The 12,947-nt window shown below is 44.2% G+C and carries 15 protein-coding genes; 3 read left to right on the plus strand and 12 right to left on the minus strand.

Translation table 11 applies throughout. The features are described 5' to 3' along the window. The first annotated feature begins 86 nt into the window (after positions 1–86). Both thiP and thiQ read left to right on the plus strand, forming a co-directional pair. The gene (gene thiP / locus OCV36_RS01730; protein ID WP_167853056.1) at positions 87–1,700 is read left to right on the plus strand and encodes a thiamine/thiamine pyrophosphate ABC transporter permease ThiP; all 1,614 of its coding nucleotides are present in this window, start codon (positions 87–89) and stop codon (positions 1,698–1,700) included. Continuing rightward, positions 1,700–2,404 (plus strand): thiamine ABC transporter ATP-binding protein, encoded by a 705-nt coding sequence (gene thiQ, locus OCV36_RS01735; protein WP_135458583.1) that lies wholly within the window; start codon positions 1,700–1,702, stop codon positions 2,402–2,404. Before thiP ends, thiQ begins: the two co-directional genes overlap by 1 nt. Before the next feature lie 105 nt (positions 2,405–2,509). Here the strand turns inward: thiQ and yjgA are convergent, their stop codons facing one another. Beyond that, entirely contained in the window at positions 2,510–3,034 is a 525-nt protein-coding gene (yjgA, locus tag OCV36_RS01740; protein WP_017073448.1) for a ribosome biogenesis factor YjgA, read from the minus strand. Positions 3,035–3,152: 118 nt separating this feature from the next. On the opposite strand from yjgA, the gene pmbA reads away from it, so the two are divergent. After that, positions 3,153–4,496 carry a metalloprotease PmbA gene (pmbA, locus tag OCV36_RS01745; RefSeq protein ID WP_017073447.1) on the plus strand — a complete coding sequence of 448 codons (1,344 nt, stop codon included), beginning with the start codon at positions 3,153–3,155 and terminating at the stop codon, positions 4,494–4,496. Between the two features lie 164 nt (positions 4,497–4,660). Here pmbA and mgtE read toward each other — a convergent pair whose 3' ends face one another. The 11 genes from mgtE to kdsD all read right to left on the minus strand — a co-directional run bounded on the left by mgtE (position 4,661) and on the right by kdsD (position 12,931). Next, complete coding sequence (gene mgtE / locus OCV36_RS01750) at positions 4,661–6,016, minus strand: magnesium transporter (RefSeq protein ID WP_017073446.1); 1,356 nt, start codon at positions 6,014–6,016, stop codon at positions 4,661–4,663. A gap of 148 nt (positions 6,017–6,164) precedes the next feature. Continuing rightward, on the minus strand, positions 6,165–6,440 hold the full coding sequence (locus OCV36_RS01755) for an HPr family phosphocarrier protein (RefSeq protein ID WP_135458585.1): 276 nt from the start codon (positions 6,438–6,440) through the stop codon (positions 6,165–6,167). A 2-nt stretch (positions 6,441–6,442) separates the two neighbouring features. After that, positions 6,443–7,312, minus strand: a complete 870-nt coding sequence (gene rapZ / locus OCV36_RS01760) for an RNase adapter RapZ (RefSeq protein WP_102553819.1) — start codon at positions 7,310–7,312, stop codon at positions 6,443–6,445. A 1-nt stretch (position 7,313) separates the two neighbouring features. After that, positions 7,314–7,775: a PTS IIA-like nitrogen regulatory protein PtsN gene (ptsN, locus tag OCV36_RS01765; RefSeq protein WP_004738707.1), complete on the minus strand. Its 462-nt coding sequence runs from the start codon at positions 7,773–7,775 to the stop codon at positions 7,314–7,316. Position 7,776: 1 nt separating this feature from the next. Beyond that, positions 7,777–8,064, minus strand: coding sequence for a ribosome hibernation promoting factor (gene hpf / locus OCV36_RS01770; RefSeq protein ID WP_017073443.1), 288 nt, complete (start codon positions 8,062–8,064; stop codon positions 7,777–7,779). A gap of 62 nt (positions 8,065–8,126) precedes the next feature. Then, a complete protein-coding gene (locus tag OCV36_RS01775) occupies positions 8,127–9,587 on the minus strand; it encodes an RNA polymerase factor sigma-54 (RefSeq protein ID WP_017073442.1) in 1,461 nt (486 codons plus the stop codon). A 52-nt stretch (positions 9,588–9,639) separates the two neighbouring features. Beyond that, the gene (gene lptB, locus OCV36_RS01780; protein WP_004735304.1) at positions 9,640–10,365 is read right to left on the minus strand and encodes an LPS export ABC transporter ATP-binding protein; all 726 of its coding nucleotides are present in this window, start codon (positions 10,363–10,365) and stop codon (positions 9,640–9,642) included. Positions 10,366–10,367: 2 nt separating this feature from the next. Then, positions 10,368–10,862: a lipopolysaccharide transport periplasmic protein LptA gene (gene lptA / locus OCV36_RS01785; protein ID WP_017073441.1), complete on the minus strand. Its 495-nt coding sequence runs from the start codon at positions 10,860–10,862 to the stop codon at positions 10,368–10,370. Beyond that, complete coding sequence (gene lptC / locus OCV36_RS01790; RefSeq protein ID WP_017073440.1) at positions 10,843–11,406, minus strand: LPS export ABC transporter periplasmic protein LptC; 564 nt, start codon at positions 11,404–11,406, stop codon at positions 10,843–10,845. Before lptC ends, lptA begins: the two co-directional genes overlap by 20 nt. Further along, the gene (kdsC, locus tag OCV36_RS01795) at positions 11,403–11,960 is read right to left on the minus strand and encodes a 3-deoxy-manno-octulosonate-8-phosphatase KdsC (RefSeq protein ID WP_102553816.1); all 558 of its coding nucleotides are present in this window, start codon (positions 11,958–11,960) and stop codon (positions 11,403–11,405) included. Before kdsC ends, lptC begins: the two co-directional genes overlap by 4 nt. Next, entirely contained in the window at positions 11,960–12,931 is a 972-nt protein-coding gene (gene kdsD, locus OCV36_RS01800) for an arabinose-5-phosphate isomerase KdsD (RefSeq protein ID WP_102553815.1), read from the minus strand. Before kdsD ends, kdsC begins: the two co-directional genes overlap by 1 nt. Positions 12,932–12,947: the final 16 nt, after the last annotated feature.

The following is a 12,947-nucleotide window of genomic DNA, read 5'->3' on the forward strand; positions in this document are numbered from 1 at the left end:
TTTCTAAAAACTAGCTTTTAACTTTCTGTATTTAAAGGTTCGTTCAATATACTTTGAGCGAACTATTTACGGTAAAAAATCAATTTATGATAAAGAAAACACCTAAGGTCGGGATCTGGGTTGCGATACTCATTACCGCCTTCGTGGTTTCAGCAGTTGGGGCATTGCTTAGCAATGCCCCTTCTCTTGATATCAGCCAAGTATGGTCCGATCCTTACTATTGGCATGTAACGAAATTCAGTTTTTATCAAGCGACACTCTCAACTTTACTGAGTGTTGGCTTTGCTATACCCATTGCTCACGCTCTATGTCGCAGGCAATTTTTTGGACGAGCTCTGTTGTTAAGGCTGTTCGCCTCGACCTTGGTTCTGCCTGTGTTAGTTGGTGTCTTTGGCTTGCTCGCGATTTATGGCAACAGTGGTTGGCTAGCTAAATTTTTGGCTAACTTCGACATTGAATTACCATTCTCGATTTATGGTTTGAATGGCATTTTGCTCGCACATATCTTCTTTAACCTGCCTTATGCTAGCCGTTTACTTTTACAAGCTTTGGATACCGTGCCTGCCGAGCAACATAAGCTGTGTGCTCATTTGGGTATGAGTCACTGGAATAAATTTAAATGGGTTGAATGGCCGCGTTTAAGGCAGCAACTGCCACATGTTTGTGGCTTAGTCTTCATGTTGTGTTTTACCAGCTTTGCTACTGTAATGGCTTTAGGTGGAGGCCCAAAGTCGACCACTATCGAGTTGGCCATCTATCAAGCAATTAAATTCGACTTTGACCTGCAGGCTGGTGCGTTACTCGCAATATGGCAAATGCTATTGTGTGGTGTGCTAGCGGTGAGTATTCAGCGTTTGTCTAAGCCTATTTCCGTGACAGCCAGTCAGCTGTCGGAAGAGAAATATTTGGTTAAGGACAGCTGGTGGTCAAAAGCTTGGGATAGCTTTTGGATCATCGTAGTCTCAATGCTGGTATTGCCGCCATTAGCCATGGTTATCTTCAGTGGAATTAACTCACAAGCGTTGACGGTACTCAGCAGTGAACCGTTTTGGGCGGCGTTAATGACTTCGGTTCGGGTGGCTTCTTTGGCCAGTGTTATCGCTGTCTTTATCGGTATTGCGATACTGCTGACCAGTCGTGCATGGCGCTTACAGAACAAGAATTTTCGAGCCGATAAAATCGAGCTGATTGGCACGATTATTTTAGTGACGCCGGGGTTAGTGATCAGTACTGGTCTTTTTTTATTGCTGCGTTCATTTACCGATGTGTTCAGCTTGGCTTTCTTTATTGTGATTGCCGTGAACAGCTTGATGGCGCTGCCTTACGTGATTAAAACCTTGGCTCAACCTATGTTGCACCTGTCTCAGCAGTATCAGTATGTTTGTGCGAGTCTAGGGATGACTGGCTTTACGCGATTCAGATTGGTGGAGTGGCGTGCATTACGCAAACCTATGGCACATGCATTCTCAATCAGCTTCATGCTTGCGATGGGAGATTTAAGTGCGATTGCCTTGTTTGGTAGCCAAGACTTTAGAACGTTGCCTTTATACCTATTCCAGTTGCTTGGAAGCTACCAAATGGAAGCCGCCGCAGTAGTTTCAGTGAGTTTACTGCTGCTGAGTGTGGGCAGTTTTAGCTTAATAGAATTTTTATTTACTCGAAACTCAAACCTAGACACTAAAGAGTTAAGGAACCGATGATGTTAGTGATGAAAGATGTGGACTACCACTATCACCAAGAGTTGTTTAGCTTTGATTTCCAAGCGGAGCAGGGCGACATTGTTGCATTGATGGGGCCGAGTGGTGCAGGTAAATCAACATTGCTGGCATTGGTGGCTGGATTTATTGAACCTACATCGGGTGAGATTTCAGTGGCAGGTCAATCTCTGATTGGTAAAGAGGCATACCAACGTCCATTGGCAATGTTGTTCCAAGAACATAACCTGTTTGCTCACCTTACTGTGCGTGAGAATATTGGTTTGGGGTTGCATCCAGGGTTAAAGCTTACAGCAGCCCAAAAGCTCGAAGTGGAACAAGCTGCAACACAAGTTGGGGTTGCTGAGTATTTAGATAGGTTGCCTGAGCAATTATCTGGTGGCCAACGTCAACGTGTAGCGTTAGCCCGCTGTTTTGTTCAGCCACATGATATTTGGCTTCTTGATGAGCCCTTTTCTGCACTTGATCCCTTGCTTCGCGAAGAGATGCTTAACCTAGTGAGGCGATTAGCGGCAGAGCGAAATATTACTGTTTTGATGGTGACCCACCATTTAGGTGATGCTAGAAGTATCGCGAATAAATTTGTTTTTGTCGCGCTAGGTAAAGTGTTGGTTGAAGATTCAATAGAAGTGTTGACGGCCGAACACTCTCAATCAGAGTTAAGCGCGTTTGTTAAGGCGGGTGAGTGACGACTGAGTATTGGTCTTGAGGACTTTTTATATTGAGTAAGTCGAAAAAAAAGACCTAGCATGTGCTAGGTCTTTTATTAAATATTGAGTAAAGCGAAGTACCGATTACTGGTCTTGCTTTAGCTCTTTTAAGATTTGAAAAATTTCGCGAGAAGCCTTCGCTGGCTTATTCGCTGATTTTTCTTTGTTAGCTTGGCGAGCTAATTGACGAAGACGCTGACGGTCTGCTTCAGGGTATGTTTCCATAACGTCTGAAATTGCAGCATCACCTTTTTCAACAATACGGTCACGCAGTAGCTCAAGCTTATGAAGCTCAACAGTTGCTTGTGAGTGCTTGTTACGTATTTTATCTAAAGCAGCTTGAATCGGCTCAGGATCTACATTACGCATTACTTTGCCAATGTATTGAAGTTGACGACGCTTCGCTTCATTTTTAAAGCGTTGTGCATCTTTAATCGCTTGTGCCAGGTCTTCAGACAAAGGGAACTTATCAAGAATAGAAGGCTTTAGTTCAACAAGCTCTTCTCCCAGCTTTTGCAGGGCATCCATGTCCGTTTTCATTTCTGTCTTACTTACCCAGATGATTTCTTCTTCTGGTTCCCATGGGGCTTTTTGGTTTTTGCGAGCCATCTTTTCTGCCTATGTCACTATCTCAAACGAATATATTGCCTATTTTAGCAAGAATCTTGGGGAGAAAGCGAAATTCTTGTTATCCTACGTAATATTGACCTAAAAAATTAGAATAGATATGGATGTAAAACAGCAAGTCGCCCAGCAAAGAGTTGAGCTAGAAGCCGCAGTAGCTAAAGCGTTGGATATGGCGTCAGTGAGTGCAGACGCAGCTGAGGTCGCTATTACTAAGTCAACGGGTTTAAGTGTTTCAACACGTATGTGTGAAGTGGAAAACGTTGAATTCAATAGTGATGGTGCACTAGGTATTACTGTTTATCGCGGCCAGAAGAAAGGCAGTGCATCCACATCTGATCTAAGTGAAAAGGCGATTGCTCAAACTGTCGCTGCTGCATTGGATATTGCTCAATACACCTCTGAAGATCCGTTTGCAGGTCCAGCCGCAAAAGAATACATGGTGAAAGAAATTCCAGATTTGGATCTTTTTCATCCTGATGAACCAAATCCTGACTATGCCGCTGAGATTGCGATTGCTGCTGAAAGACAAGCGTTAGCTTATAGCGACAAGATCAAACAAAGTGATGGCGCAAGCTATGACAGCCATTATGGCGTTAAGGTTTATGGCAATAGTCACGGTTTACTCGCGAGCTACGCCTCAAGTCGCCATAGCACGAGCTGTTGTGTGATTGGTCAAGGCGCTAACGGTGAAATGGAACGAGACTACAGCTACACAGTTGCACGTCACCGTGATGAGCTATGGACACCTGAACGTGTCGGTCAAGAAGCTGCAGAAAAGACTGTCAGCCGCTTGGATGCTAAAAAGCTACCAACAGGCCAATACCCAATTATGTTCGCTAACGATGTCGCGACAGGCCTCATTGGTCACCTTGTGATGGCGATTAGTGGCGGTAACCTTTACCGTAAATCATCTTTCTTGTTAGATCACTTAGGTCAGAAAATTCTACCTGATTGGTTCAATATCTCAGAGCGTCCACACCTCTTACGTGGTCTGGCTTCTAGCCCATTTGATAGTGAAGGTGTTTACACTCAAGACCGTGAAATCATCACCGATGGTGTGTTAGCAACTTACCTACTAACCAGCTACGCTGCACGTAAAATGGATATGACACCAACAGGCCATGCTGGTGGTATTCATAACTGGTTCGTTAACTCGACCGGACAAAACTTTGAGCAGATGCTAAAAGAGCTCGGCACTGGTTTCCTTGTTACTGAAGTCATGGGGCAAGGCGTGAATACCGTTACTGGCGATTACTCTCGTGGCGCTGCGGGTTTCTGGGTTGAAAACGGAGAGATCCAATACCCAGTATCGGAAGTGACTATTGCAGGTAATCTAAAAGACATGTTTACTCAGATTGTTGCGGTCGGTAACGATGTTGAAACGCGTTCACAAATTCAAACAGGCTCTATCTTGCTTGAATCGATGAAAGTCGCGGGTGAGTAATTTACTTAATTTGCTTTAGTTTAAACATGAGACTTAAATCTGAAATTTAAATCTGACGCATTAAAAAAGGGAGCCATTGGCTCCCTTTTTGTATTCGGCGTCCTATCTTAAAATCGGTCACCTGTTTATTCACACCAGATAAGTATGAGTTAGATAAGTACGCGTTAGATGAGTATCGTAGCTAAGCCTAAGAACACCGATAGGCCAATCACATCAGTTACCGTTGTGAGTGCCATACCACCAGCGAGGGCAGGGTCGATATTCATCTTCTTCAGCATCACAGGAATGGTTACACCAGCAATACCGGCGACGAGCAAGTTGGTCATCATCGCCGCTGAGATGATTCCTCCCAGTATCCAATTGCCTTTCCAAGCTACAACGATACCACCAATGATCACAGCCCATAGGATGCCGTTAAGGAAGCCGATAGAGGCTTCTTTGAGCAGTAATTCACGTTTGTTACTGTCACCGATGTGACCAAGTGCTAAACCTCGAATCACCAAGGCGACGGTTTGGTTACCAGCAACACCACCCATGGACGGTACGATGGTCATCAAAACAGCGATGGCTGCCATCTCATTCAGTGTTGCCTCAAACATGTTAGACACAGACGCTGCTGCGAGTGCTGCCAAAACATTTGCGCCTAACCACACACTACGACGACGAGCGGATTTTACGACCGGAGCGAAGGTATCTTCGTCATCGTCCATACCCGCCATACTCATCATTGAGTGCTCGGCATCTTCACGAATGACATCAACCACATCATCGATCGTGATACGACCCACAAGGTGTTGGTTCCTATCAACGACTGGTGCAGAAACCCAATTACGACGTTCAAATAGACTGGCAATATCAGAGGCACTGGTTTCAACTGCGATCGCTTCGTCTGCATCTTCCATTACTTCTGAAACCGCCACATCGGGTTGCGTCGTAATCAGTGTACTGAGCGATAGGTTACCAATGAGGCGTTCATCGTCGTCGATAACATACAGAGCATCGGTTGCGTCCGGAAGTTCGCCGCGCATGCGCAGATAACGCAACACAACATCGACATCGACATCGCCACGAATCGTGATTACGTCGGTGTTCATAATCGCACCGGCTGAATCTTCGGGGTACGACAGTGCGGTTTCAACTAGTGCACGATCGACGGAGTCCATTTGAGAAAGGACTTCGCGAGAAACATCGTCGGGCAGACTTCGAAGTACGTACGCGACGTCATCGGTTTCCATGCCTTCGGTTGCTTCTGCTAATGTCTCAGGCGCCATTTTCGACACAAGAGCATCTTTGACGTCTTCGTTTAGCTCATCAAGAATTTCACCGTAGTCTTCGGGATCGGTAAGTTGCCAGAGTACATCACGACTTTTGCGAGGGGAGGCTTCTAAAAGGTGTGCAATATCTTCAGGTTCCATGTCCTGAAGTTGTCGGCGTACGTGAACAAATCGGCCGTTTTCTAGGGCTTCGCTGACTTCTTGGAGGGTTTGGTGAGCTTGGTCGAATTCTAATTGCTCTGCCATATTTTCCTCCTATCTCATTATTCTAACAATGCTTGGAATAGTAACTTAATTCTGGGGCTTATTTAAATCATTAACTTAGGTAGAACTAAGATTTAATATTGATTGGTTCGTTGTTTGAGTCTTAGGTGTGGTCAGTGAAGCGTTTTCGCTACTCACCCTCATCAAACTTGGCTTCAATTAGTTGGCAGACGGCATCAAGAGCCTGCTGTGAATCGGTGCCTGCTGTTTGAATCTTGATATGTTGCCCTTGTGCTGACTCCAGCATAAGTAGCCCCATAACGCTGTCTGCAGTCGCGGTTTTATCTTCTTCACTATGGATCGTGATGGTGGCATCAAAGCTTTGTGCAAGCTCAACCAGCTTTACAGCTGCTCTAGCGTGAAGACCCAAACGATTTTGGATCAGTACAGTTCGAGTTAATTCCATGGTTAGCCCTGTTGGTGCTTCTCTAGGGAGGCGTGTCTAATTTGAACTTGATGGCCAAGTTGTTCGAAATACTCGCCAATTTTCTGAGTCAGATAAACCGATCTATGCTTGCCGCCAGTACAGCCAATCGCGACAGTCAGGTAACTGCGATTGTTCTTCTCTAACATTGGCAACCATTGTTCAACAAAGCCTTGGATCTGTTGCTTGAGTTCAAGAACTTCTGGGTGTTTTTCTAAAAAAGAGTGGATTGGTGCATCGAGACCGGTTAATGGTCTCAGCGCGGGTTCCCAGTGAGGATTTGGCAAAAATCGAACATCAAACACATAGTCGGCATCGCTTGGTAGACCAAACTTAAAACCGAAAGATTGAAAGACAATAATCAACTCTTGCTTCTCTTTACCCTCGACTTTAAAGCGAACTTTCTCACTCAACTCGTAAAGATTGCAGTCACTGCTATCAATCACGATACAAGCTTGCTCAGCGAGAGGCGTCAGGAGGTTTTTCTCTAAATCGATAGCCTGTTCAAGGGATAGTTTTTCTTGGCCAATTGATAAGGGGTGGATTCGGCGAGTTTCGCTATAGCGTTTAAGTAGCGTCTGCTTGCTTGCATCTAGGAACAACACGTTCACATCTATATCAGTGGCAGACTCAAGCTGTTCTAGCGTATCTGTTACTAGTTGAGGCTCTTTCGGTAGGTTGCGAATATCAATGCTAACAGCAACGTTTTGATTGATCTCACGCACTGATTCGACGAAGTCGTTGAGCAGATTTACTGGTAGATTATCGACACAGTAATATCCCAAGTCTTCTAGGACTCGTAGCGCAACACTTTTACCGGCTCCTGATTGGCCACTAACAACGATTAATCGCATGTTATTGCTCGCAAGTTGGTACTTGAATCATGATGTCGTAAAGCTCTTGATCACTCTGAGCGTTACGCAACTGTTTAAGAGTCTGTTTGTCGTTAAGTCGTTCTGCCATACAAGAAAGGGTTTTTAGATGCTCCTTGCATTGTTCACTTGGAACAAGCAGAGCAAATAGTAGGTCGACAGGACGGTTATCAATCGCATCAAATTCGATTGGATCTTGGCATTGAAGTAACACAGCAATTGCTTTGTCACTGACATTCATACGAGCATGGGGAATAGCTATGCCATTACCAATACCTGTACTGCCCATTTTTTCGCGGCTCAACATGCACTCAAACAGTTCTGTTGAATCTTGACCACAGCTTTCAGCTGCGATCTGACTAATGAGCTCAAGGGCTCTTTTTTTGCTTGTGCATTGGACTGCACTTTTGGTGCAGTCCAATGAAAGTACTTCGCTTAATTGCATGTTAGTGACTACTTAGCTTTTCTTTGTGTTTGTTGAGTTGACGGACGAGTTTATCAACTAATGAATCAATCGCAGCATACATACTTTCATCTGTTGCTGTTGCATGAATTTCGCCTTGATTTATATGAAGGGTCGCTTCTGCAATCTGATTAATTTTCTCAACTTTTAAAACAACTTGAATACTATTGATATGGTCAAAAAAGCGTTCAAGTTTGTCGAATTTAGTGTGAACATAGTCTTGCATTGAATCGGTAAGATCAACGTGATGGCCTTGAATATTGATTTGCATAGACTTTCCTTTTCAGTTGGTTGCCTGATTATAACTACTAAGTAAATAGCGACTAAATTAGCTTATAGCAGGCGTTTACGCTGACTCGATGGGGCAATGCCCAGAGACTCACGGTATTTCGCTATGGTACGTCTAGCTACCTGAATTCCTTGGTCAGCCAGTAAAGCAGCAATCTTACTATCACTTAGAGGTTTCGCGGTATTTTCCGCCGCGACAAGCTTCTTAATGAGCGCGCGAATTGCTGTAGATGAACACTCACCGCCATTGTCGGTACTGACATGACTTGAGAAAAAATATTTGAGTTCGAAGATGCCACGTGGTGTATGCATGAATTTTTGAGTCGTCACACGAGATATTGTGGATTCATGCATATCAACGGCTAATGCAACATCGTTGAGAACCATTGGTTTCATCGCTTCTTCGCCATGTTCGAAGAAATCACGCTGATGTTCAACAATGCATCGCGCAACTTTGAGTAGCGTCTCATTTCGGCTTTCTAGGCTCTTAATTAGCCATTTTGCTTCTTGCAAATTTGAACGAATGAACTGGTTATCTACGCTGCTACCTTTATTACTAAGGTCTGCGTATTGTTGATTTACCTTTAGCTTAGGCACGCTGTCAGGGTTTATGGTGACTAACCATTTGCCAAGATCTTTGAAGACCGATACATCAGGAACAACATATTCAGTTTCATCCGGTGTGATTTTGCTGCCCGGGCGAGGATCCAGTTGTTGAATAAGCTGCAAAACTTCACGCAGTTCTGCTTCTTTCAATTTGGTTTCTTTGATTACGAGTTTGTAATCACGATTGCCTAGTTGGTTGATATGGCTAGTAAGTACTAACTTAGCTTCATTGAGCCAAGGGGTATCTTTGGGGAAAGTTGCCAGTTGTAATAACAAACAATCTTGTAAATTCACTGAGCCGACACCTAAAGGGTCAAACTGCTGAATGCGTTTGCGAACCGCTTCGATTTCATCAAGCTCGATCTCTTCGTTATCGAAGTTTTCCAAGATGTCTTCACAAGATACGGTGAGATACCCATAGTCATCAATGGCATCGATCAGCGCAAAAGCTATGCTTCTATCCGTTTCAGTGAATGGTGTTAGGTCGAGTTGCCAAAGTAGGTAATCGTGCAGGCTTTCAGTTGTTTCACCCTGATAAACGGGCATGTCATCATCAATTGCAATGCCGGTATTTCCGGTGTTTGCACTGTAGACATCTTCCCAAGTTGTGTCGATTTCTAGTTCGTTGCCAATCTCTGATTTTTCGATTAATTCGGAGCTATCAGGTAAGTCCGCTTCTGCGGTTTCAACTGTTTCTTTCTCTTCACTGCTAGGTTTCTCTTCTGATGTAGGCGTTTCTTCATTGCCTTCTTCGACATCGAGTAGTGGGTTGGATTCTAGTGCTTCTTGAATCTCTTGCTGCAAATCTAATGTAGACAATTGCAACAAACGTATCGCTTGCTGCAATTGAGGAGTCATTGCTAACTGTTGGCCTAGCTTAAGTTGTAATGAGGGTTTCATTCAGTGGTACTTACCTAGTTATTATTCTAAGAACTCTCGATACTCTATATAATCATAGACGGAATTGTTCGCCTAGATAAACTTGTTTAACTTGTTCGTTATTGAGAACATCTTCAGGAGTACCTTCTGCAATCAGGTGTCCTTGGCTTACGATGTAAGCTTTTTCACACACGTCTAATGTTTCACGAACGTTGTGGTCGGTAATCAAAACGCCCAAGCCGCGATCACGCAGGTGAACAATGATTTTTTTGATATCAATAACCGAGATAGGGTCAACACCAGCAAAGGGTTCATCCAGTAGAATGAACTGAGGGTTTGCCGCCAGTGCACGAGCAATCTCAACACGACGACGTTCACCGCCCGACAGAGCCATACCATTACTGGTACGGATATGTTGAATGTGGAACTCTTCTAGAAGGTCTTCTAGCTTATCTTGGCGTTGCTCGTTAGTCATCTCATCACGGGTTTGTAAAACGGCCATGATGTTGTTCTCTACTGACAACTTCCGGAAAATCGAAGCTTCCTGAGGGAGGTAACCGATACCAAGGCGTGAGCGACTGTGCATTGGCAAAATACTGATGTCTCGATCGTCAATGCTGATAGTACCTTCGTCACGCGCAACCAGACCTACAATCATGTAAAAAGAGGTGGTTTTACCCGCACCGTTAGGTCCAAGTAGCCCAACGATCTGACCAGACTCTACCTGCAAGCTTACATCGGTAACCACTTTGCGCTTACTGTACGTTTTTGCTAGATTTTTTGCTTTAAGTACGGCCATGGTTACTTATTCACTTCCGCTGGTTGTAAAACCGTTGATACACGCTCACTGCTATCACTATCGGCAACCAGTTTCTGAGACGCGATTTGGTAAGTGATTTTAGAGCCACGGATGATGCTGCCATCTTGAGAGAGCATTGCATTCTTGGTCATGATCAATTTGTCAGCAATAAGCTGATAATGTAAATCGTCAGCTTCGCCATAAAGTGTTTTCCCATCATCAGTTAGTTGAGAGAAGGTTGCAGGCTTACCGTAGCCTTGAATTTCTTCAATCTCACCGTTGACGGCATTTCGGGTAACAATGACTTTATCGGCATTGATATTGATGCTACCTTGCTTAAGGTTTACATCACCAAGGAAAGTCACTTGGTTACTTTTCATATCCAATTGCTGGCTGTCTGAGTCGATGTAGACAGGCTGCTCGCTGTCCGAAGACAGGGCATAGACACTAGGTGCCGCAAGAGTCAAAGCGAATAAACTAAGGTGTAAGAGTTTCATATCTACCTTGAACAGAATTAAAGAGAGTTGCATTGTTGGTACCGAAGTTACCTTTCATTGCTTGCCCCTCAGTTTCAAAAAATGTACCGATCATATGGACCGGAGTCTCTGAATAAAAATCTCGGCTAGTCAGCTCAACAACCATTTTATCTGTGGTCATGGTATCGAAACTGGCTTCTGGCAACAGATTCTTTGCCACAACGTTGTCATAAAAAGTGACAACTTGATCCTCATCCATAATCGCGCGATCAGCGGTGACCTGCCATTCAATCGTGTGTCCTTCACGGAATACCGAAAGAACCGGGTTTTGAAAGTGCGTATCGCCAACCACTGAGTAGTGTTCTAAATAAGTCGATTCAACTTGATAGCTACGAATACCAGTTTGGTCATAACTAATGTTGTTCAAACTCTTGCCGCTAAAAGCGGGCAGCTCCAAATTTGGAGCCACTTGTATCATTGATGTTTGCTCTTTGTCGAACAAGTAATAAGTTGACCAAGAAGCAATAAATATGAGTATTAAATAGATAATACGAGTAAAACTCATATGCTTAAACCTTTATGCACGTCGAGTTCATTTCTTGCTTGCAGAATAAGGTCACAGACTTCACGTACAGCACCATAGCCACCGTTAATGGTTGTCACGTAATTCGCTCGCTGAGCTAGCAATGGGTGTCCATCTGCGACACATACTTTTAAGCCCACTTTTTCCATCACCGGCCAGTCAATCAGATCGTCGCCGATGTAACCCGTATTTTCAGGATCAACAGAAAGCTTATCGCAAATATCATAATATGCTTTTACTTTATCATCTTGGCCTTGGTAAATAAGTTTAATACCAAGGGCGGTCATTCGGTTTTCAACAATTTGAGATTTACGACCAGTGATGATTGCGATTTCAATACCGGCATTCATCAATGATTTGATGCCGTAACCATCACGTGTATGAAAGGTTTTTAACTCTTCACCGTTGTTGCCCATGTAGATGCGACCATCTGAGAATACGCCATCGACATCGCAAATTAGCAGTTTGATCTCTTTTGCTATTGCAAATACGTCCGAATCTACAGTGCCGTATAACGTTTCAACTGTCTGCGTCATTACATTACTCCTGCTTTCAGTAAGTCATGCATGTTTAAAGCTCCGACTAATTTACCTTCATGGCACAACATCAGACCATTAATGCTTTTCGCTTGCATCAAATTTAGACCTTCAACCGCAAGCATGTTTGGCTCTGCTACCGTAGGGTTAAGCGTCATCACGTCGCCGATCTGAGTGCTATGGATATCGACGCGTTTGTCTAAGATGCGGCGTAAATCACCATCGGTAAAAATACCAGCCATTTGACCATCGTTACTCACGATCGCTGTCATTCCCAAGCCTTTCTGAGATATCTCGAGTAGAGCATCTCTTACTAGCGCGTCCGGTGCTACGACAGGAAGAGCTTCTCCTGTGTGCATGATGTCGTCAAGTTTCAGCAACAGTTGACGACCTAAAGCGCCACCTGGGTGTGACAGTGCGAAGTCTTGAGCCGTAAAGCCTCTCGCCTGTAACAGTGCAACGGCTAATGCATCGCCCATGACCAAGGTCGCTGTAGTACTCGTTGTTGGAGCTAAGCCTAATGGGCAAGCTTCCTCTGGTACTGAAATTTGTAAATGGATATCAGACAAGGTTGCCATGTTCGATGCTGGTTTGCCTGTCATGCTGATAATCTTGATGCTTAAACGCTTTAACACAGGGAATAGGCTGAGGATTTCTCCTGATTCGCCAGAGTTAGATATTGCAATAACAATATCGCCAGGCTCGATCATACCTAAATCGCCATGTGCCGCTTCACCCGGGTGCACAAAGAAAGCGGATGTACCCGTACTTGCCAGCGTGGCCGCTATTTTGTTGCCAATATGACCAGATTTACCCATGCCCATCACAACCACTTTTCCTTTGTTGTTCAGGATAAGGTCGCAAGCTTTGCAAAAGTCATCATTAAAATATTGGTCTAATTGGGTGAGACCTGCAACTTCGGTTTCCAAAACTTGTTTTGCAACACTGCGATAATCAAATGGCTGAGACATCAAATACTCCAAGTAC

Origin of the sequence: Vibrio echinoideorum (assembly GCF_024347455.1) — a bacterium.
GTDB classification, from domain to species: domain Bacteria; phylum Pseudomonadota; class Gammaproteobacteria; order Enterobacterales; family Vibrionaceae; genus Vibrio; species Vibrio echinoideorum.

Excerpts from the sequence above, each read along its gene's own strand:
- thiP (WP_167853056.1), top strand. The coding sequence starts at position 87 with ATGATAAAGAAAACACCTAAGGTCGGGATCTGGGTTGCGATACTCATT.
- thiQ (WP_135458583.1), top strand. The coding sequence starts at position 1,700 with ATGTTAGTGATGAAAGATGTGGACTACCACTATCACCAAGAGTTGTTT.
- yjgA (WP_017073448.1), bottom strand. The coding sequence starts at position 3,034 with ATGGCTCGCAAAAACCAAAAAGCCCCATGGGAACCAGAAGAAGAAATC.
- pmbA (WP_017073447.1), top strand. The coding sequence starts at position 3,153 with ATGGATGTAAAACAGCAAGTCGCCCAGCAAAGAGTTGAGCTAGAAGCC.
- mgtE (WP_017073446.1), bottom strand. The coding sequence starts at position 6,016 with ATGGCAGAGCAATTAGAATTCGACCAAGCTCACCAAACCCTCCAAGAA.
- OCV36_RS01755 (WP_135458585.1), bottom strand. The coding sequence starts at position 6,440 with ATGGAATTAACTCGAACTGTACTGATCCAAAATCGTTTGGGTCTTCAC.
- rapZ (WP_102553819.1), bottom strand. The coding sequence starts at position 7,312 with ATGCGATTAATCGTTGTTAGTGGCCAATCAGGAGCCGGTAAAAGTGTT.
- ptsN (WP_004738707.1), bottom strand. The coding sequence starts at position 7,775 with ATGCAATTAAGCGAAGTACTTTCATTGGACTGCACCAAAAGTGCAGTC.
- hpf (WP_017073443.1), bottom strand. The coding sequence starts at position 8,064 with ATGCAAATCAATATTCAAGGCCATCACGTTGATCTTACCGATTCAATG.
- OCV36_RS01775 (WP_017073442.1), bottom strand. The coding sequence starts at position 9,587 with ATGAAACCCTCATTACAACTTAAGCTAGGCCAACAGTTAGCAATGACT.
- lptB (WP_004735304.1), bottom strand. The coding sequence starts at position 10,365 with ATGGCCGTACTTAAAGCAAAAAATCTAGCAAAAACGTACAGTAAGCGC.
- lptA (WP_017073441.1), bottom strand. The coding sequence starts at position 10,862 with ATGAAACTCTTACACCTTAGTTTATTCGCTTTGACTCTTGCGGCACCT.
- lptC (WP_017073440.1), bottom strand. The coding sequence starts at position 11,406 with ATGAGTTTTACTCGTATTATCTATTTAATACTCATATTTATTGCTTCT.
- kdsC (WP_102553816.1), bottom strand. The coding sequence starts at position 11,960 with ATGACGCAGACAGTTGAAACGTTATACGGCACTGTAGATTCGGACGTA.
- kdsD (WP_102553815.1), bottom strand. The coding sequence starts at position 12,931 with ATGTCTCAGCCATTTGATTATCGCAGTGTTGCAAAACAAGTTTTGGAA.